The sequence below is a fragment of the Enterococcus sp. 1001283B150225_161107_E12 genome (assembly GCF_015556925.1).
In the GTDB taxonomy this organism is placed as follows: domain Bacteria; phylum Bacillota; class Bacilli; order Lactobacillales; family Enterococcaceae; genus Enterococcus_B; species Enterococcus_B mundtii.
This window is the reverse complement of the sequence record NZ_JADNNI010000001.1, coordinates 334,873-355,065: the sequence shown is the minus strand read 5'-3', so window position 1 is coordinate 355,065 and position 20,193 is coordinate 334,873. Positions and strand designations below refer to the sequence as shown.

Annotated in this window: 20 protein-coding genes; all 20 read left to right on the top strand. The window is 37.6% G+C overall.

The genetic code is table 11. The features are described from left to right. The first annotated feature begins 26 nt into the window (after positions 1-26). Entirely contained in the window at positions 27-698 is a 672-nt protein-coding gene (locus tag I2F89_RS01535; RefSeq protein WP_195513286.1) for a hypothetical protein, read from the top strand. Positions 699-764: 66 nt separating this feature from the next. Then, a complete protein-coding gene (locus tag I2F89_RS01530) occupies positions 765-1,187 on the top strand; it encodes a hypothetical protein (RefSeq protein WP_229078011.1) in 423 nt (140 codons plus the stop codon). A 54-nt stretch (positions 1,188-1,241) separates the two neighbouring features. Next, entirely contained in the window at positions 1,242-1,862 is a 621-nt protein-coding gene (locus I2F89_RS01525) for an HAD-IA family hydrolase (RefSeq protein WP_177187653.1), read from the top strand. 52 nt (positions 1,863-1,914) lie between these two features. Further along, positions 1,915-2,319, top strand: coding sequence for a DUF1149 family protein (locus tag I2F89_RS01520; RefSeq protein WP_019724590.1), 405 nt, complete (start codon positions 1,915-1,917; stop codon positions 2,317-2,319). A 208-nt stretch (positions 2,320-2,527) separates the two neighbouring features. Next, positions 2,528-3,919 (top strand): L-cystine transporter, encoded by a 1,392-nt coding sequence (locus I2F89_RS01515; RefSeq protein ID WP_019724480.1) that lies wholly within the window; start codon positions 2,528-2,530, stop codon positions 3,917-3,919. A 215-nt stretch (positions 3,920-4,134) separates the two neighbouring features. Continuing rightward, on the top strand, positions 4,135-4,416 hold the full coding sequence (locus I2F89_RS01510) for a TIGR04197 family type VII secretion effector (RefSeq protein WP_195513285.1): 282 nt from the start codon (positions 4,135-4,137) through the stop codon (positions 4,414-4,416). Further along, on the top strand, positions 4,416-4,763 hold the full coding sequence (locus tag I2F89_RS01505) for a DUF3958 family protein (RefSeq protein WP_195513284.1): 348 nt from the start codon (positions 4,416-4,418) through the stop codon (positions 4,761-4,763). The genes I2F89_RS01510 and I2F89_RS01505 overlap by 1 nt, the downstream gene beginning before the upstream one ends. Continuing rightward, entirely contained in the window at positions 4,760-6,235 is a 1,476-nt protein-coding gene (locus I2F89_RS01500; RefSeq protein ID WP_229078010.1) for an LXG domain-containing protein, read from the top strand. The genes I2F89_RS01505 and I2F89_RS01500 overlap by 4 nt, the downstream gene beginning before the upstream one ends. Before the next feature lie 9 nt (positions 6,236-6,244). Next, entirely contained in the window at positions 6,245-6,745 is a 501-nt protein-coding gene (locus I2F89_RS01495; protein ID WP_074799265.1) for a hypothetical protein, read from the top strand. A gap of 241 nt (positions 6,746-6,986) precedes the next feature. Next, positions 6,987-7,310: a hypothetical protein gene (locus I2F89_RS01490; protein WP_218150053.1), complete on the top strand. Its 324-nt coding sequence runs from the start codon at positions 6,987-6,989 to the stop codon at positions 7,308-7,310. Between the two features lie 742 nt (positions 7,311-8,052). After that, positions 8,053-8,424: a VOC family protein gene (locus tag I2F89_RS01485; RefSeq protein ID WP_115357714.1), complete on the top strand. Its 372-nt coding sequence runs from the start codon at positions 8,053-8,055 to the stop codon at positions 8,422-8,424. A gap of 194 nt (positions 8,425-8,618) precedes the next feature. Then, a complete protein-coding gene (locus tag I2F89_RS01480; RefSeq protein ID WP_195513283.1) occupies positions 8,619-9,557 on the top strand; it encodes a rhodanese-related sulfurtransferase in 939 nt (312 codons plus the stop codon). A 191-nt stretch (positions 9,558-9,748) separates the two neighbouring features. Further along, on the top strand, positions 9,749-10,486 hold the full coding sequence (locus I2F89_RS01475) for a metallophosphoesterase family protein (protein ID WP_071867663.1): 738 nt from the start codon (positions 9,749-9,751) through the stop codon (positions 10,484-10,486). 299 nt (positions 10,487-10,785) lie between these two features. After that, positions 10,786-12,966 carry a Tex family protein gene (locus tag I2F89_RS01470; protein WP_195513282.1) on the top strand — a complete coding sequence of 727 codons (2,181 nt, stop codon included), beginning with the start codon at positions 10,786-10,788 and terminating at the stop codon, positions 12,964-12,966. Further along, entirely contained in the window at positions 12,963-13,430 is a 468-nt protein-coding gene (locus tag I2F89_RS01465; protein ID WP_071867665.1) for a SprT family protein, read from the top strand. The genes I2F89_RS01470 and I2F89_RS01465 overlap by 4 nt, the downstream gene beginning before the upstream one ends. Positions 13,431-13,451: 21 nt before the next feature. Further along, on the top strand, positions 13,452-14,210 hold the full coding sequence (locus I2F89_RS01460; protein ID WP_195513281.1) for a YdcF family protein: 759 nt from the start codon (positions 13,452-13,454) through the stop codon (positions 14,208-14,210). A gap of 137 nt (positions 14,211-14,347) precedes the next feature. After that, the gene (murC, locus tag I2F89_RS01455; protein ID WP_034688780.1) at positions 14,348-15,682 is read left to right on the top strand and encodes a UDP-N-acetylmuramate--L-alanine ligase; all 1,335 of its coding nucleotides are present in this window, start codon (positions 14,348-14,350) and stop codon (positions 15,680-15,682) included. 327 nt (positions 15,683-16,009) lie between these two features. Beyond that, positions 16,010-16,483 carry a MaoC/PaaZ C-terminal domain-containing protein gene (locus I2F89_RS01450; RefSeq protein WP_019722649.1) on the top strand — a complete coding sequence of 158 codons (474 nt, stop codon included), beginning with the start codon at positions 16,010-16,012 and terminating at the stop codon, positions 16,481-16,483. Between the two features lies 1 nt (position 16,484). Next, entirely contained in the window at positions 16,485-17,165 is a 681-nt protein-coding gene (locus tag I2F89_RS01445) for a Bax inhibitor-1 family protein (RefSeq protein WP_034688779.1), read from the top strand. Positions 17,166-17,466: 301 nt separating this feature from the next. Next, positions 17,467-20,112 carry a DNA polymerase I gene (gene polA / locus I2F89_RS01440; protein WP_086334749.1) on the top strand — a complete coding sequence of 882 codons (2,646 nt, stop codon included), beginning with the start codon at positions 17,467-17,469 and terminating at the stop codon, positions 20,110-20,112. Positions 20,113-20,193 lie beyond the last annotated feature (81 nt).

The window sequence follows — 20,193 nt, the reverse complement described above, 5'->3', positions numbered from 1 at the left end:
TTGTAATAGAAAAAAGGGGGAGAAGAATGAATTTTTTAGTTGTTTTAAAAGATACGATTCTCAAACGGTCGACATTCATCTATACGCAAATCGATGAACAAAAAACAGTCTTGCATTTTTCGCCGGAGTTTCATTTAGAAGGGTTGACGATTGGGGAAATTTACGAACAAGGTGGCATTCAAGCTGCCAAGCAATTTTTTGTTCAAGAACTTCAACTGCCATTGAATGACTATCTTGAAGTATCATTAAATGAGTGGGACAAAGCAATCTCAGAACTTTTCCCTCAAGGAATCAACGTAGAGTCAGGTACCACTGAAGTACATCTATCGGTGAAAGATCTACAACGTCAGATGCGTTACCAGATCGATGAAGAAGGCTCTCTTTCAATCTTTCAGCGGCAGCAAAAGATATTAAAAAGTTTTTTAAAACAAATCAGCCGAAAAAGAAATTTGTTTAAAACAACGCAGTTATTAAAAAAATATCCAGAATTATTACACACATCGATCCAGTTTCCACAATTGCTCTCGTTGATCCGTCGTTTTGTTCGCTTGAAGGAAATCCAATCTAAGAAGTTGACATTACCTTTACAATATACCTTTCGAGTGGTAAAACGTGAAGATGAAAAAAAACTGATCGTGATCGATTTTATGCGGAACCGTCATGTGTTACAACAAATGACGATGGAAAAGGCCAACTAAGGCTTTTTCTTTTTGAATAAAAGAGAAATGGAGAAAAAAATGGGACCTATTTGGATACAACGTATAATGAAAGCTCAACAAAAATATCAACAAGTCATGAAAGGGAGATATGCGCGTCTTGATCCATTGAATCGTTTATTGTTAGTTTTAGGATTATTTTTCTTTGTCGTTAGATATTGGTTTCCTTTCAGTTTAGGCTATCTACTCTTCTTCTTTTTTATCGCTTTGACCATCGCTCGATTTAGTTCAAAGAAAATCTATGTTCGTTCAAACGAAAATCAAGCGTATTTACAAAAAACAGTGGCGATCAAAAGCTGGTTTACAAAAATAAAAAATAAACTGAAACGTCAACCTGAACAACAAGCTAGCGCTACCTACACGATTTTTTCATGTCCAACTTGTCAACTCAAGCAAAGAGCGCCGAAAGGCAAGGGTGAGATTCGAGTGACTTGTAAAAAGTGCGGCACGCAATTTACAAGAAAGGTATAAGAGAAAATACTAGTCAAATGTCTAGTGAAATGAGTAAAAAGGAGTAAAAGAATGATTAAAAATTACATTTGGGATTTTGATGGGACATTGTTCGATACGTATCCGGCGATGGTTGAAGGAGTATCTCAAGCATTACAAGATTTTGGTATCGAACGCCCAAAAAAGGAAATCTATCGTGTGATGAAGCAAGAATCGGTGAGAAAACTACGAGAAAGCTATCAATTAGAAGAAGTCTCCTTCAATCATTTGTTTCATCAATATGAAGAACAATATCAGGAACTCTCAGTACCGTTCAAAGAGACTGAAATGGTTTTACGCCGTTTAAAACAGAATGGAGCAAAACATTATATTTTAACACATCGTGTAACGGCTTCTACTTGGAAACTTTTAAAAGTCTTTGAGCTAGCAGATTTGATCGAAGAAGTGATTGGTATCGACCAAGGCTTTGCCAGAAAACCAGCACCTGATGCCATCAATCACTTGATCGATCAGTATCACTTAGACCCAGAAAAAACGATGATGGTAGGGGATCGAAGATTAGATATTGAAGCAGGGATCAATGCAAAGATCCACACTTGCCTATATGATATTGATCATTTCTTAGGTGAGATTCCTGCCGATCATATTGTGGCGAATCTAGCGGATATTTTAGCAATCGAAAAGAATGCAGAATAAGTATCCCCTTTCAACTTTAGTTATGCTATAATTTAAACAGAGGAGTGATAAAATGGAAATTAGAAGACAAAAAGAAGTAGTAGAAGCTTTTCATTATGATTTTTTAAAGCCTGATCAAGAGGTACAAACCGACTTAAAAGTAGGTTTTTCACCACTAAAAGAGACAATTGAAAACTATCCGAAAGAACATAGCATCGTTGGTGCCCGTTTAGAATTTCGTTTAGTATTTGATACATATGTGTTATCTGGAAGCGTTAGTCAAATCAACCACATCTTGAATCGTAAAGTCCAAGATCAAAACGATGTGACGCAAGAAGAGGTCGATGAATTAGTGGCACCACTTTTTGAGATGGTCAAACGTCTGGCCTACGAAGTAACAGAGATCGCCTTGGATGCACCAGGTGTGAAATTGAACTTCCAATCAGAAAAAGAAGAAAAAGCCAAAGAAGAAAATTAAGAAAAAAACACTAGTGATAGTTATTAGCTATCACTAGTGTTTTTTTCTATTACTAATTGTAAGCAAAAGTAAGGAAAAATTTCGGAAAATAGTCTAGAATGAATAAGTCACTGAAAAAATATTTTCAGGAGAAGAGCTGAAGAGTTCTTCTCGGGAACCTTTACTTCCTTAGATGGACTTGTCATTACAAATTAAGAGGAGGATGAAAATGACAACACTCATCACAGTTTTAGTGGTTCTAGTTTTTGCGGCATTATTATATGTGTTTTATCGTATGCAAAAGCGCCATGCAAAATTTTCAACGCGGGTTTACACTGCGCTAGCTGCCGGTATCGTATTCGGGGGCGCATTGCAACTGATTTTTGGAGTAGAAAACGAGGTTATTACGCAATCCATGGATTGGATCAGTATCGTTGGGAACGGCTACGTTAGTTTCTTACAAATGTTGATCATGCCTTTAGTCTTTGTTTCAATCGTTGCGGCTTTTACAAAAATGAAAGTATCAGAAAAATTAGGTAAAATCAGTGCAACGGTGCTGACCACTTTATTAGCAACAACGGCTATTTCCGCATTGATTGGGATCGGTGTGACGATCGCATTTGGTCTTCAAGGTGCTGAATTTACGCAAGGAGCAGCCGAAACTGCTCGTATTTCTGAGTTAGCGACACGACAAGAAACAGTGGAAGGATTAAGTATTCCACAACAAATCTTGTCATTTATTCCTAAAAATATTTTTGCAGACCTTGCCGGAACTCGTGCAACAAGTACGATTGCTGTCGTGATCTTTGCGGCATTTGTTGGGGTTGCTTACTTAGGAATCAAACGAAAAGCACCAAAAGAAGCATCATTCTTTGCAGATATGATCGATAGCTTGTACCGTATCGTGATGCGTATCGTGACGTTAGTCTTGCGTTTGACACCTTATGGCGTGTTCGCATTGATGACGAACGTGATGGCAACAAGTGATTTTGATGCCATTTTGAACTTAGGTAAATTTGTGTTAGCGTCTTATCTTGCATTGTTTGCAGTGATGATCGTTCATTTCTTGATTTTGATCGGTGTGAAAGTCAGCCCGATCGACTACTTGAAAAAAACATTTCCAGTACTAAGTTTTGCATTTACTTCACGTTCAAGTGCGGGTGCTTTGCCATTGAATATTGAAACACAAACAAAAGCACTTGGTGTAGATGAAGCCACAGCAAACTTTGCTGCCAGCTTTGGTTTATCGATCGGTCAAAATGGCTGTGCGGGTGTTTACCCAGCCATGCTAGCGACAATCGTTGCACCAGCAGCTGGAATGGATGTCTTTAGCATTCAATTCATCTTGCTACTAGTAGCCATCGTAACAATCAGCTCATTCGGAGTAGCTGGTGTCGGTGGTGGGGCAACCTTTGCCTCATTGATCGTATTAGGTTCAATGAACTTACCAGTAGCAATCGTTGGTTTAGTTATCTCCGTCGAACCATTGATCGACATGGCTCGTACAGCTGTCAACGTAAGTGGTAGTATGGTAGCAGGTATTGTTACAAGTGCACGTATCAATGATCTTGATCGAGATGTGATCAAAGATGAAGCAAAAGTCGTTGACGTGAATGCTTGATAAAAAAAGAAAAGTGAGAGCGAAATGCTCTCGCTTTTTTTACTCTGTAAATATATTCCGAAAAGTGAAAGTGTGGAATTTTCGATATAAAAATGTATAAAACAATAAGGTAACAAGACCTATCTAATACAATTCTCATCCAACGGAAGGTTATGTATTGTTATAATGAATATGTAAGCGTTCTATACCGTCTATATAAATCGAGGAGGAGATCTATGGTCACATTCAGCAGTAATTCTCAACAAGCCCAACAGTCCACTTCAAAAATTACCAGTGCCACCACATCGTTAAAACAAACATCACCGATTGAAGATGATACACGTACTACTCTTATTGGCAATCAAGACATTCAAAGTAGTCTTACATCCGCCAAAAACTCTGCCAGCCAAATCGCCTCAGCCATCTCAGGCGCTGCTAATCAATTGCAAACTGTTGCTCAAGGATTTTCTACACTAGACACTCAATTAAGTCGAGATCTTTTTAAGGAGAGACACTAATGAATCAATGGACAAATCTTGATACTGAGGAAACGTTGTTGCAAGCAAAAAGAGAAGAACAGGAAAAGAAAATGAAACAACTTGATACCTGCCGTTCAGATTACCAGAATCACTTTAAAGAAATCGGAAACTTCTTATTTCGATTACAGTTGTCTTACCAGAAGTCGAATGTCTCTACATCTATCGAAACATTCACCTCGGAGTTTTCACATCAAAGTAGGCGATTGATGAATGGCTTTGATGAATGCCAACATCATGAAATGAGCCAACGACAAAAAATCACGAATAAACTCGAAGAAATTGCTTTTGAGAAAAGAAAAAACATGTCGGAGGAACAAAACCTATGAGTATCGACATGTACCTAAACGACTCCCTGACACAAGCCACGAGCGCCAGTCACTTCTGCCAAAAACAAGTCACTGATTACCAAAATCTCCAACAAGCCATCACTCAATTCACTTTACAAACGCCCAATCTCCAAGGGAAAACCTACGATGCTGCAAAAGCCTATTTTTCCCAAGTACTTTACCCACTCGTGCAAGGAGGAATCTTACTCTCCGAAGCAGTTGAAAAAGCAGCAAAACGATTTCCACAACAGTACATAGAACAAGTTGATTCCATTAGCTTGAAACAATCCGAATTGGAAGCACAAATTCGTCAAATGAATCAATATATCACCCAAGCCGAGGGAATAAGACAATTGCTTCTTTCACCTTATATGCCAGAAGAACATCAAGGCTTTCAACTCAATCAAAATACGTTGTTACTCACAATGTATCATGACTTAAAACAGAAGCTGGAAGAAAAACTCCAAAAACTCTTAGCTTACAACCAAAGCACCGCGCAATTTTTTACAGAAATCAAAAGTCTCGAACAAGCAGTCAATCAAGGACTTGCCCAAACAAAAACTGCTTGGAATAGCCAAACGAAAACATTCTCTATACCAAAAGATTTGACCTGGACAACCACGATCCAAGACAAATGGCAACAAGCAGACAACGAGAAAAAAGGTATTGATCCAACTAAAAACAAAGAACTAGAAAAGTACAACGTTTATGCTCTTATTATTCACGATAGCGAGGGCAACCCACGTGTCTTTTGGAAAATCGAGGACAAGCAATCAGGCTACGGCATCGTGAACCCCGAGCTGTATCAATATGTCACGAAAGTAGGCCATTACTTAGACCCTGAATTGATCCAATTCATGACGTATGACACCTACCAAGAGAAAGTCAATGCAGCATGGCGTCAAGGTGTCAATTACGAAACCGGCGAAAAACTAGACCCACTCTTAGGCAGTCTCGTTTCTACCTCGCAATATGTCAAAGATGGCTACACATGGATCAATGAATCCGAACTCGGTCAAGCCCTGATGATATTAGGCTTTACATATGCGTCTTACAAAGTATTGACGACTACTGGTGTGAAACAGGTGGAGAATGGTAAGATTGAGGAGGTAGGTGGGGCGATATCAGATGTTAAAATAAAAAGACCTCTTAGTAAAAATAATCAATCACATATAAATAAACATAATATTAATTCTCTCAAGAAACAATCACAGTTTTTAACTGAAAATCAATTGACTGAAAAGTTAGATGGAACTAGCTTTTTCAATTCTAATTGGACTAGTGAAGATATAAAAAAATATACAGAAATTGCTTATAATGATTTATTGTCACAAGGAAAGAAGGGAGATACTTTTCTATATAAGATAAATGGAGAGGAAATCAATATTTATATCCAACCTGATGGAGGATTTGGAACGTCTTATGGGAAGTATCGGTATACTTTAGAGGAATTTAAAAATCTTAAGAAATAGGGTGAGAAAATGCTTGAAATAAAATTTAAAGTATTTGAAAACATTGATTCAGACAATCTTATCGGAGAATATGGCTATTTTAGTTTCACAATTGATAATGAACACTATGGGATTATCCTGGAAGAAGAACTAGATGATTTTACTGTATCTCTATATGATTGGTTTATAAGTTTTTTAAGGGCCTTAGAGATTTTAAAAACAGAAAACTATGTTTTGATTAATGATATTGAATCTTTTAATACGTGGATAGAAATTTATAGAGATAAAGAAATCCTATCTATTAGTAAGGTTTCAGGTACTAAAGTGGGTCAAGGAGGGTGGATTCGCACAGAGAAACTTTCAAATCCGGATTATCAATTCTGGAAAGATAAAAAAATGCTATTTTCTGACTTCAGAACAGAAGTATTAGAGAAATCAGAGTATTATTTATCAGAAATAATTAAACTAAATTCTTTGCGAAATAAAAACATTCGTAATTTTAAAAAATTAGTAGAAAAATTAAAATTATAAACTTTAGAAAATAGTAAGTAAGGTATTTCAAGAACAAAAAATCATCACAACACTAGTTTGTGGATGATTTTTTGTTCTTGATACTTTAAGTTGTACATCGAAAATACAACACGTGAATGAATCTTAACGATGATTTTTAGGCTATACGTACATATTCAACTCCTGCTCCATAGTCTATGAGGAGAAATCATAAAATGAAAAAAACAATTTAGATAGAAAAACTAGTTTAATGGGGTGAAAAATGATAAAACTAAATATAAATTTTGAGAATGAAATAATTAACGGACAAGTAACGTATGATGATAAGGATGGAAACTTAGATTTTAATCCCAAATTAAACTCAGATATTTTATTACTTATAAATTATATAAATATAGGATTTGACTCTACTAAAAATTCTGCTAATCAAGTTTGGGGATACACACCAAAAGAAAGTTGGAATAAAAAAGATTTGATTTTACCGTTAAGGGTACAGAAAGGCAAAATCAAACTAGAAGAGGCTTTGGAATCAGGTTCATGGAGGCCAGATAAGGAAGAATCGTGGCTTACTTACTATGATTCATAACGAAATTGGTTATGCTTTGGAGATTTTATGCTTAATAACAGTGATAAATGTGTAGAGTTTCTTGAGAATGTCATCGCTGTGGTAGATAATGATCAATGCCTAAAATCTTTATGGATTAAACCATATTTTAAGTAAAAGTCAAAGAACAGCAATAAACAAAATATCCCCTTAAGGAATACAGTATAGTATCATGATAAGGCATATGATTTTTAGAAAAACAAAAGGGATAAAAATTGTCTTCATAGATCTCAATTCTTTAAGATTGAATGTATTTATGATGTACCAATAAATAGGTTTACAGTACTTGTTAAAGGTGGGAGACAAATTGTAAAATTTCTTATTGGTGAACTAGATGATAGTGGTGAAAAATTTCAATATATTAAAGATGTTCAAATTGGCAGAAAAGTTTTATCAGAAATTGTAAACGAAAAACGGAATGTGTACTATATCAATAAAATTTCTGAAAGTGAATTTCTTATTAAACAAAAAAGCTAAGTTACAAATATACTCGAAAAGATCTTATTCAAGTGAATAGTATTATTCATCCTGATTTCGAATAATACTATATTAAAATATTTTTAACTGATTACTATCATATAGCATAGACTTGACTAGTAAAAGATAAGTTTGCTTATAAAATGAAGGACATAAATCACTTTTCTCATCCGTACCTCTCCAACATAGATTTTCAGTACCAGCTATGCTAAACTAGCTAGGACGAAAAAAGTGGAGGAATGAATAGATGTTTACAAATGAAATGAAAATCATGTTATATGTAGATGACGTTGAAAAAAATGCAGATTTCTGGCAGCAGATCGGTTTTGTGGAGTTGGATCGTCAAGAAATGGATGGTACGTTGATCATTGAGATTGCCCAATCTAAAGAGGCGGATACTGCGTTTGTATTATATGATCGTGAATTTATCGAACAGCATTCACCAGGCACAGCTAGTGGGGCACCTTCTTTGATGTTCTACAGTGCGGATATTTTTGATCTATATAAAAAGATGCAACAATTAGAAGTGACATTGGGTGATTTGGTACATCTAGGTGAAGAATATGTATTCAATTTTGCAGATCCTGATGGGAATTACTTTGCTGTGACAGGGAAATAACTTACTTAGTAAGAATGAAGCAAGAACTCCGACTGATATTTTAGTCGGTTTTTTTGTGTCTTTGCATACATAAAATTACGATATTTATATTATGTAAACTATACTTGCGCAAAAATACACAAGCAGAAATATCGTCATTTTATTTACACTTCTTTATACTGTTATGGAATGAATTGAAGGAAGGAAGTAACTAAATGGATTACCAAGTACTACTATATTATAAATATACTACAATCACAGACCCTGAACTTTTTGCGAAAGAACATCTGGCTTTTTGCCAATCACTAAATTTAAAAGGGCGTATCCTTGTCGCAGAAGAGGGGATCAATGGGACAGTTTCTGGAACGATTGCAGAAACTGAGGCATACATGGAAGCGATGTTGGCAGATGAACGATTTGCTGACACATTTTTCAAAATTGATCCTAGCGAGGGTCATGCGTTCAAAAAAATGTTTGTTCGTGCGCGTCCTGAACTAGTTTCACTAAAACTAGAAGATGACATTGATCCAAAAGAAATGACCGGCGCTTATTTGTCTCCTAAAGAGTTTAAAGAAGCGATTCTTGATGAAGATACGGTTGTGATCGATGCACGAAATGACTATGAATATGATCTTGGGCATTTTAGAGGAGCAGTTCGCCCTGATATCCGTAGTTTTAGAGAACTACCACAATGGATTCGTGACCATAAAGAAGAGTTTATGGAAAAACGGGTCGTCACTTACTGTACAGGTGGCATCCGCTGTGAGAAATTCTCAGGGTGGTTAGCGAGAGAAGGATTTAAAGACGTCGGTCAATTGCATGGTGGTATTGCGACATATGGCAAAGATCCAGAAGTCCAAGGGGAACTATGGGATGGCAAAATGTATGTTTTTGATGAGCGTATCGCTGTCGACATCAATCATGTAGATAAGCAGATCGTAGGGAAAGACTGGTTTGATGGTACTCCTTGCGAACGTTATATCAACTGTGCAAATCCAGAGTGTAATCGTCAAATGTTAGCATCAGTGGAAAACGAAGAAAAACATTTAGGATCATGTTCAGTAGCATGTGCCAAACATCCGCATAATCGCTATGTCAAAGAAAGAAATCTAACAACAGAAGAAATCGATGCACATTTAGCAGCATTTGTATAATTTTTCTAACAATCAAAGCAGACGTAGCTAGTGTTTATAAAATAAAATGAGAGTCATGAAAGTTGTTCTTCAAATTTTCGTGGCTCTCATTTTAATCTGAAATCAGGAGATTTTTCCTTTAACTATTCGGAAATTGTTGCTACCTATGATAGTGGAATTACGATATAATCAAATGAAAAGGTGGTGGTATCATGAATAAACCATTTGTCTATGCAATCGGGGATGTCCATGGAAGTTATGATCTTTTTCAAAAGCTATTAACACATTATGATCTACATCTTCATCAATTAGTCTTGATTGGTGATTTGAATGATCGTGGACCAAAAACAAAAGATTGCTTATTACTAGGAATGAAGTTAGTGAAAGAAACTGGTGCGATCTACTTGCGAGGCAATCATGAAGAGTACTTCTTACAGTTTCTCCAAGAACCAGAAGACTGGTATCCGTCTTATTTACGAAACGGTGGAAGAGAAACAATGGAAAGTCTTTTGCATCCAGGTGCAGCAGAAGAATATTCACCAACTGAGATTGCCATGATGATTCGTTCAAGATATCGTGAATTGGTCGATTTTTTATGTAATTTGCCTTTATATTATGAATGGGAAAACTATCTTTTTGTCCATGCGGGTGTTGATCTAACTAAAAAAGATTGGCGTGATACTAGCCCTAGAGATTTTTTATGGATCAGAGAGCCTTTTCATGAGCATAAGAATCGGACGGGTAAGACGATCGTATTTGGTCATACGATCACGCCACTACTCCATGGAGATATGCAGACAACTGATTTATGGATACAAGATCAGAAAATCGGGATCGACGGTGGGGCTGTCTTTGGCGGATCAATGCATGGTGTCGTTTTTGATCCAATTGGAATCATCCAAGATATCGAGTATCAAAACAATCAAGGACCATGGCAACCACGTGATTGATCAAAAAAAGTTTTTGATAAAAGTGTCCAGTTGTGATTTATAAGCCGAGAAACCCGAAATTTGTTTTTCAAATTTTTGGGCTTTTTCGCTTAGTCCTGAAGGTCAGATTTTGGAACACCGATAATTCGTTTTAAAATTAAAAACAAAAATGAATTTTATTTTTGTTCTAGACACTGTTTAGTTACATTTAGAAATACCAGAATCTATGCTAAAATAAATCAGTATGGTTTTTTGATTCTTGCTTTTTAATGAGTAAACCGTAGCAAGAATCGATTTCGACTTAGAAAAGAGGCTATTTAATGACAGACAAAGTAAATCCAACGATTCTAGATCTTGTAAAGAAAGAATTGGCAGATTATCAAGCAAAACAGTTGACGACTGTTTTAAATCTATTAGCAGAAGGAAATACGGTGCCTTTTATTGCTCGTTACCGTAAAGAAATGACCGGAAGCTTGGACGAAGTACAAATCCGTGAAATTGAAGAGCGCTATGCTTATTTAGAAAATTTAGAAAAGCGTAAAACCGAAGTCTTGCGTTTGATTGATGAACAAGGAAAATTAACTCCAGAATTACAACAAAGTATTACACAATCTGTAAAAATGCAACAAGTAGAGGATTTATATCGTCCGTACAAACAAAAACGAAGAACGAAAGCAACGATTGCGAAAGAAAAAGGGTTAGAACCTTTAGCCACTTGGTTATTGACCTTTACATCTGAGAATGTTTTGACTGAAGCAGCTAAATACGTCACTGAAGAAGTTCCGTCTCCTGAAGAAGCCTTACTAGGTGCCCATGAGATCATTGCGGAGCAGGTAAGTGACAATGCAAAATTCAGAACATGGGTCCGTTCCTATACGTACAACAAGGGCCTGTATGAAAGTACGGTCAAGAACAAAGAGAATGATGAAAAAGGCGTATACGAAATGTATTATGATTTTTCTGAACCGATTCATAAAATCGTTTCTCATCGCATCTTAGCGACCAATCGTGGAGAAAAAGAAGAAGTATTGAAAGTCAATTTAACGGTTGATGAAGCTGCACTTTTAACTTACTTGGAAAGACAACTGATTCCTGATACAGCTTCGCCTTCTGCTAGTTATGTACGTTTGGCGATTCACGATAGTTACAAACGATTCATCCAACCTGCGATTGAGCGGGAGGTCCGTAATGAATTGACCGAAAAAGCGGATGAACAAGCCATCGCTATATTTGGTGAGAATCTGCGTAACTTGTTATTACAACCACCTTTAAAAGGGAAAGTTGTCTTAGGCTTTGACCCAGCTTATCGTACCGGTTGTAAATTAGCAGTGGTGGATGCGACAGGTAAGGTTTTAGCGATCGAAGTGATTTACCCGCATAAACCGGCAAATCAAGCAAAAAGAGCCGAAGCAGGCCCTGCATTTGTGAAATTGATTGATCAGTACCATGTGGATATGGTTGCGATCGGTAATGGAACGGCGAGCCGTGAATCGGAGTTATTTGTGGCAGAACAGTTGAAGTTAGCCAAACATCAAGCGTTTTATGCCATCGTCAATGAAGCCGGAGCTTCTGTCTATTCTGCAAGTGATATTGCCCGTAAAGAATTTCCTGAGTTACAAGTCGAAGAACGGAGTGCAGTGTCGATTGCACGAAGACTACAAGACCCGTTGGCTGAACTAGTGAAAATCGATCCGAAGGCTGTTGGCGTTGGACAATATCAACATGATGTTTCACAAAAAAGATTAGCAGAACAGTTGGATTTTGTTGTTGAAACGGCAGTGAACCAAGTAGGAGTCGATGTCAATACAGCGAGTCCTCAGTTGTTGCAACATATTTCTGGTCTAAATAAGACGACTGCTCAAAACATCGTGACGTATCGTGAAGAAAATGGTGCATTTGCTTCTCGAACGCAATTGAAGAAGGTCCCACGTTTAGGGCCAAAAGCGTATGAACAAGCGATCGGTTTCCTGCGTGTGCCTGGTGGGAAACATGTACTTGATAATACTGCGATCCATCCAGAGAGTTATGCAGTAGCAAAAGAGATCTTACAGGCAAACCAATTATCTGAAAAAGACTTAGGAACAAAAGAAGCAATCGAAAAATTAAGTCAACTTTCTCCGCAACGTTTGGTGCAACAGGTGCCAGTAGGTGAAGAAACATTGAAAGATATTCTTGAAGGGTTGACCCAACCAGGACGAGACATGCGAGATGAAATGCCTGCGCCACTTTTGCGTTCAGATGTATTGAGTATGGAAGACTTGAAACCTGGCATGGAATTAAAAGGAACAGTCCGAAACGTGATCGATTTTGGGGCATTCATCGATATTGGTGTGAAACAAGATGGTTTAGTCCATATCTCTAAATTAAGCAATAAATTCGTCAAACATCCAACTGACGTTGTTTCCGTTGGGGATGTCGTCACTGTTTGGATCGAACAAGTGGATATGAACAAAGGGCGCATCAGTCTGACGATGCTTTCGCCTTACGAGGAACAAGCGTGACACAAGAAGAATTACAACAGTTAGTCGAAGAGATTTCTTTAACAAGCTTCCAGCGTCCGTTCATGCACCAAGCAATGTTCAATAAGCGTTTGAAAACAACAGGTGGCAGGTATCATTTGAATGACCACCATTTGGATTTTAATCCGACGATGTTTGCAGTAGCCGATCAAGCTACGATCATCGGGATCATCAAACATGAGCTGTGTCATTATCATCTTCACTTGACTGGAAAAGGCTATCGTCATCGTGACTCAGATTTCAAACATTTATTGTTAAAGACGGGTGGGTTACGTTATGCACCTGCCATTCCTTCAAATAGAAGGCAAAAAATCGAAGGATATCAATGCCAAAAGTGTGCTGAATGGATTTATCGTAAAAGGAAAATCAATACAGATCGCTATTTGTGTGGGCGTTGTAGAGGACGATTGGTATGGAAAGAAACCACGTACTTGGATGTTGAATAATTGTATGAGGAGAGAAATAGAATGACAGGTGAACGATCAAGAAATGCAGACTGGAATTGCTTATTGGATTTTTTAGCCGACCCTGGCCCACAGGAGTGTTCGGAACTAAAAGCACCTACACTGATTTTAGCGGGGAATTGTCTGCCCGTCCTAGTAGATGAAGCAGCAAAGGCGTACTTGAATCAGCAGGTTGAGCAAATCGTTTTAGTTGGTGGGATCGGACATGCGACGAAGTATCTCTATAAAAATTTTGAAAAACAAGGATTCTTATTTGAACAAGGTTTAAGTGAAAGTGAGATTTGTGCCCGCTATTTACTTGAAAAATATGAGTTACCAAAACAGGCGCTATTGTTAGAAACAGAGTCAACCAATTGTGGCGAGAATGCTTCATTTTCTTACAAGTTATTAAAAGCACAGGGCCCATTACCTGAACGTGTTCTTTTAATGAATGATCCGACCTTGCAACGGCGGACAAAGGCGACTTTTGAGAAGGAATGGAATAATGAGTCTGTACTTTTTTATAATTATGTACCGATCCTTCCACAAGTGACAGAAAGTACGAAGGGATTAAACTTTTCTGATCAAAGACTAAATGACTTGTGGCCTTCTGATTATTTCCAAGCCTTAGTGTTTGGAGAAATGGTTCGTTTGAAAGATGATGCCCAAGGTTACGGACCTAATGGAACGGGATTTATCGGTCATGTCGACATCCCAGATGAAGTGTGGTCTGCTTATTTACGTCTCTTAGCGATGAATGAAAAAGTTTCGCTAAAAAGGTAATAAGAGCCCTAATATTCAAGGAACTAAAGATCATCCGAATAAATTTGGTTGAAATTTTTTATCGTTTATAAGATAATGGGTTTCGTGTTGAATGTATGAATAAAATAATGGATGATAGTTAAGAGAAGAGGATTCAAATGAAAAATCAAGAAAATTTGTACCACTTTGTTGGTATTAAAGGCTCAGGCATGAGCTCTTTGGCACTTGTATTACATGAAAAAGGATTAAACGTTCAAGGATCAGATATCGAAAAATATTTCTTTACCCAAAGAGATTTAGAAAAAGCCAATATCCCGATCTTGCCGTTTGATGCAGAAAACGTCAAACCAGGAATGATCGTGATCGCCGGTAATGCTTTTCCAGATTCACACGAAGAGATCCAACGTGCAAAAGAGCTTGGATTAGAAGTGATCCGTTACCATGATTTTATTGCAGATTTTATCCAAAATTATACGAGTATCGCTGTCACTGGTTCCCATGGGAAAACAAGTACGACAGGTCTATTATCACATGTATTGACAGGGATTCGTCCGACAAGTTACTTGATTGGTGACGGCACTGGTCATGGTGATCCAGAGGCAGAATTCTTTGCTTTTGAAGCATGTGAATATCGTCGCCACTTTTTAGCTTACTCTCCTGATTATGTAATCATGACGAATATCGATTTTGATCATCCTGATTATTATACAAGTATCGATGATGTTTTCTCAGCTTTCCAAACGATGGCAAAACAAGTCAAAAAAGCGATCTTTGCTTACGGAGATGACGACTATCTAAGAAAGTTAGAAGCAGATGTGCCGATCTATTATTACGGTATGAATGAAGATGACGATATCCAAGCACGTAATATTGAACGTACGACAACTGGTTCAGCTTTTGATGTGTTCCATGGCGAAGAATTTGTTGGACACTTTACAGTTCCAGCATTTGGCAAACACAATATTTTGAATGCACTTGGTGTTATCGCAGTTGCCTACTTCGAGAAGTTAGACGTGAAAGAAGTTGCTGACGAAATGTTGACATTCCCTGGAGTGAAACGTCGTTTTAGCGAGAAAATCGTGGCTGATATGACAGTCGTTGATGACTATGCTCACCATCCAGCTGAAATCAAAGCAACTATTGATGGCGCTCGTCAGAAATATCCAGACAAAGAAATCATTGCAGTCTTCCAACCACATACATTTACTCGTACGATTGCCTTGATGGATGAATTTGCCGAAGCCTTAGATTTAGCTGACCGAGTGTATCTATGTGATATTTTTGGTTCTGCCCGTGAAGAACAAGGGGACGTTAAAATCGAAGACCTAGGGGCAAAAATCAAAAAAGGTGGTCAAGTAATCAAAGAAGATAACGTTTCACCGTTATTAGACTACCATGAAGCAGTGATTATTTTCATGGGTGCTGGTGATGTTCAAAAATTTGAACAAGCCTATGAAAAATTATTGAGTAGTACAACGAAAAACGTTCTTTGATCAGTTAAGTGAATAAAAGAAGTTAGCGTCAAAAGGGATTGTCATGTGATAGCCCCTTTTGGCTTTTTTTTGTGTTTATTTTTTTCTCTACCAATGTCTATTACCTTAGTGATCTTACGTGTTCGATCGAATTAAGAAATCCTAAAGTATCCAGACAAAATACGAACGGTTTTTGTTCATCTATGCTATAGTCTTCAATAAATAATGTACGATCATAGAAATGATTGCTTACATAAGTGAAAGACCAAAGCATGTTCTGTAACTTGCGTTTTTTGTATGATTTGGTACAATTGGTACGAATGAATAAATAAACTGGAGGGTTTAAACTTGAACATAAGTAAACCGCGTAAATTAGGAAAAACAATCAATGAAATCGAGGAAGGTGACTCGTTATCTTTAACAGAATCAATTGAAGATAATCAGTTATTATTGTATTTAGGATTAACAAACGATGCCAACCCTTTATATATCCAACATGATTTTGCACAGAAAACGGAATATCATCAACCCATTGTTCCAACTGTGATGCTAATGGGAATCATAACAAGTGCAGTGTCCAAACACTTGCCTGGTCCAGGTTCTCATGTGGTGAATTTTTCAGCTAATTTTGTCGAGCCGGTTTTTCATTATGAAACATTGACTTTTCAGTTTGAAGTCATTCGAGTGGATAAGATGAAAAATGTTGTGACTATTTCAGTGGAGGCCACGAATACACAAGACAATCGTGTATTAGATGCGGTAGTCATGGTACAACCACCAGAATTAGAACAAGAATTAACTCTTGAAAGTGAAGGTGAATAAGATGAACAATCAAATCATATCAAATAGTATCAACCGCTTTTATGCGAAAGTCTACGGATTTTTAGGAATCGGTCTAGCGCTGAGTGCGATCACTTCCTATTTAGCGATCCAAGTCTTTCCTTATCAAGTAGCAAGTTTCATCAATAATTTTCCATTAGGTTTTATGGGATTATGGATCGTCCAAATCATTTTGGTTTTAGTTTTAGGAGCAAAAGCACAAAAAAATCCAAGCTTAGCAATCGGTGGATTTATCGCATATTCCTTGTTGAACGGTATAGTTTTAGCTGTTACATTAGCTTTCTATGATATCGGAACGATCACGACTGCTTTTATTTCAGCAACTGGGATGTTCATTGGGATGTCAGCAATCGGGATGTTCACTAAAAAAGATCTAACAGGTGTGGGTCGTGCCGGTATGGCAGCATTGATCGGTGTGATCATTGCGATGGTCTTGAATGTTTTTATTTTAAGAAGTAGTGCAGTTGAATTGTTCATCTCATTACTACTTGTCGTGATTTTTGCAGGTATCACTGCTTATGATAACCAAAAGATCGCAAATGTATATGTCCAATCAAATGGACAAGCAAATAGTGGGATTGCCGTATTCTTGGCACTTCAACTATATCTAGATTTCATCAACTTGTTCTTGGCATTCTTACGAATCTTTGGACGTAATAACTAAGCAATAAACGAAGAACAAGATAAAAATATCTCTCATATGAAAAGAAAGAATCCACAGAATTTGATCGTCAAATTCTAGTGGGTTCTTTTTTGGGGTCGTCGATACCAATAATCACTATTTTTATCCTAAATTACTTTGTTCGCGATCTAGGATAAACGGTATTCAAAAAGTAACACTGGTATCTTACTCCTTAGTACGGACCGCTTTTCTAACAACCTTTTGCCTGTCCGTTTTTTCTTTTCGCATTCTTTGGCATTCTTTGTTAGAATGAGAAAGAACTTTATAGTAAGGAGTTAAGCGGATGACTAAAAATAAATTATTGCTCGTTGACGGAAATAGTGTGGCCTTTCGTGCATTCTTTGCGTTGCACAATTCGTTGGAACGTTTTAAAAATCGTAATGGGTTGCATACAAACGCAATCTATGCGTTTCATAATATGTTTGAAAATGTCATGCAAAAAGAACAACCAACCCATGTTTTGGTTGCTTTTGATGCGGGGAAAACAACATTCCGAACAGAAATGTACGCAGAATACAAAGGTGGCCGTTCAAAGACACCGGGAGAATTCAAAGAACAAATGCCTTATATCCGTGAGCTTCTAACCGGTCTAGGGGTGAAGTATTACGAGTTGCCGAACTATGAGGCAGACGATATCATTGGTACTTTAGCAGAAAAAGTGGATAAAGAAACATTCGATGTAGTTGTCTTGTCCGGTGACCGAGATTTAACACAATTGGCATCAAAAGAAATCAAAGTCGATATCACTGTGAAAGGTGTAAGTGATATTGAAAGTTATACGCCAGAACATGTGGCGGAAAAATATGATGGACTTACACCGAAACAAATCATCGATATGAAGGGATTAGCAGGGGATGCTTCAGATAATATCCCTGGCGTAACAAAGATCGGTGAAAAAACAGCGATCAAATTATTGAATCAATATGGCTCTGTTGAAGGGATCTATGAACATATCGACGAAATGAAACAAAGTAAGATGAAAGAAAATCTGATCAATGACAAAGAGCAAGCTTTCTTGTCTAAAAAATTAGCAACGATCGATACCGATGCGCCGGTAGAAGTTGATATTGAATCTCTTGCTTATCAAGGGAAAGACTTAGATAAACTGGTGCCTTTCTTCAAGGAAATGGATTTCAAACAATTCCTTGCTAAATTAGATGTGGTCGAAGAACAAGTAGAAATGAAAGATATTTTGTTTGAAGTGGTCCATGAATATGATGAAAGCATGTTCCAGACAAATATGGCTTTATATGTCGAGATGATGGGCGACAACTATCATACAGAAGACATCGTTGGTGTGGCTTGGGGAACACCAGAGAAAATCTATGTGACAAATGACTTAGCGATTTTTGAAAATGAAGCCTTTCTTTCATGGATCGGGGACAAGACTCGCCTGAAAAATGTATATGATGCTAAGCGTACGTATGTGGCATTGAACCGCTATGCAACGAAATTACAAGGGATCGACTTTGATGTCTTACTAGGTGCATATTTATTGGATACGAACGAGAAAAGTGAGGACATCGAAGGGATAGCGTCACATTATGGGTACCACGATATTCAATCGGATGAAGCAATCTATGGAAAAGGCGCGAAGAAAGGTCTACCAGAAGATGAAGAAGTCTTCTTTGCCCACCTAGCACGTAAAGTTTCAGCAATCAATGGCTTGACACCTAAACTAAGTCAAGAATTAGCAGAAAAAAATCAAGAAGATCTTTTCCGAAAAATGGAATTACCTTTGTCGATCATCTTGGCTGAAATGGAAATCAGTGGGATCAAAGTGGATGCGACTCGTCTTCAAGAAATGAAAATCGAATTTTCGGATCGATTGAGAGAGATCGAACGAAAAATCTATGAAGAGGCTGGAGAAGAATTCAATCTAAACTCACCCAAACAATTAGGTGTCATCCTTTTTGAAAAGATGGGTCTTCCAGTGATCAAAAAAACCAAGACAGGGTATTCGACTGCGGTTGATGTCTTAGAACAATTGCGTGAGCAAGCACCGATCGTTGATGATATTTTGATTTATCGACAAATCGCTAAAATCCAATCGACCTATGTCGAAGGTTTACTGAAAGTGATCCAATCGGACGGGAAAGTCCATACTCGCTATGTTCAAACATTGACGCAGACAGGCCGTTTGAGTTCAGTTGATCCCAACTTACAAAATATTCCGATCCGTTTAGATGAAGGTCGCAAGATCCGTCAAGCATTCGTTCCTAGAAATGAAGATTGGTTGATCTATTCTTCTGACTATTCTCAGATCGAATTACGTGTATTGGCGCATATCTCAGATGACGAGCATTTAAAAGCTGCCTTTTTAGAAGGACAAGATATCCATTCAAGTACAGCAATGCGTGTGTTCGGCATTGAAAAAGCCGAAGACGTGACACCAAATATGCGTCGTCAAGCGAAAGCAGTCAATTTCGGAATCGTTTATGGAATTTCTGATTATGGGTTATCACAAAACTTAGGCATTACTCGTAAAGCGGCTCAACAATATATCGATACGTACTTTGAAAAATATCCAGGTGTCAAAGAATACATGGAGCGTATCGTTCGTGAAGCGAAAGATCAAGGTTTTGTCGAAACGTTATACCATCGTCGTCGTTATTTACCCGACATCAATTCAAGAAACTACAACATTCGTTCATTTGCTGAACGAACAGCGATCAATACACCAATCCAAGGAAGTGCGGCGGATATCCTGAAAATCGCCATGATCGAATTAGACAAACGCTTGAAAGAATCGGACTTGCAAGCGACGATGTTGCTTCAAGTGCACGATGAATTAGTCTTTGAAGTGCCAGAAAGTGAATTAGAGAGGTTAGATAAATTAGTCAGCGAAGTAATGGAACAGGCGGTTGCTTTACATGTCCCATTGATCACAGATAGCAGTTGGGGCAAAACATGGTATGAAGCAAAATAATTCTTTACTTTTATACTGACAGACAAACTTTGAGGGAAGCACTTGGATCGGGTTCGTTCGATGCGGGAGTAGATTGTGACT

Coding starts and splice junctions, on each gene's coding strand:
- murC (WP_034688780.1), top strand. CDS start 14,348: ATGAAAAATCAAGAAAATTTGTACCACTTTGTTGGTATTAAAGGCTCA.
- I2F89_RS01520 (WP_019724590.1), top strand. CDS start 1,915: ATGGAAATTAGAAGACAAAAAGAAGTAGTAGAAGCTTTTCATTATGAT.
- I2F89_RS01470 (WP_195513282.1), top strand. CDS start 10,786: ATGACAGACAAAGTAAATCCAACGATTCTAGATCTTGTAAAGAAAGAA.
- I2F89_RS01480 (WP_195513283.1), top strand. CDS start 8,619: ATGGATTACCAAGTACTACTATATTATAAATATACTACAATCACAGAC.
- I2F89_RS01485 (WP_115357714.1), top strand. CDS start 8,053: ATGTTTACAAATGAAATGAAAATCATGTTATATGTAGATGACGTTGAA.
- I2F89_RS01510 (WP_195513285.1), top strand. CDS start 4,135: ATGGTCACATTCAGCAGTAATTCTCAACAAGCCCAACAGTCCACTTCA.
- I2F89_RS01530 (WP_229078011.1), top strand. CDS start 765: ATGAAAGCTCAACAAAAATATCAACAAGTCATGAAAGGGAGATATGCG.
- I2F89_RS01505 (WP_195513284.1), top strand. CDS start 4,416: ATGAATCAATGGACAAATCTTGATACTGAGGAAACGTTGTTGCAAGCA.
- I2F89_RS01490 (WP_218150053.1), top strand. CDS start 6,987: ATGATAAAACTAAATATAAATTTTGAGAATGAAATAATTAACGGACAA.
- I2F89_RS01535 (WP_195513286.1), top strand. CDS start 27: ATGAATTTTTTAGTTGTTTTAAAAGATACGATTCTCAAACGGTCGACA.
- polA (WP_086334749.1), top strand. CDS start 17,467: ATGACTAAAAATAAATTATTGCTCGTTGACGGAAATAGTGTGGCCTTT.
- I2F89_RS01475 (WP_071867663.1), top strand. CDS start 9,749: ATGAATAAACCATTTGTCTATGCAATCGGGGATGTCCATGGAAGTTAT.
- I2F89_RS01515 (WP_019724480.1), top strand. CDS start 2,528: ATGACAACACTCATCACAGTTTTAGTGGTTCTAGTTTTTGCGGCATTA.
- I2F89_RS01445 (WP_034688779.1), top strand. CDS start 16,485: ATGAACAATCAAATCATATCAAATAGTATCAACCGCTTTTATGCGAAA.
- I2F89_RS01460 (WP_195513281.1), top strand. CDS start 13,452: ATGACAGGTGAACGATCAAGAAATGCAGACTGGAATTGCTTATTGGAT.
- I2F89_RS01500 (WP_229078010.1), top strand. CDS start 4,760: ATGAGTATCGACATGTACCTAAACGACTCCCTGACACAAGCCACGAGC.
- I2F89_RS01495 (WP_074799265.1), top strand. CDS start 6,245: ATGCTTGAAATAAAATTTAAAGTATTTGAAAACATTGATTCAGACAAT.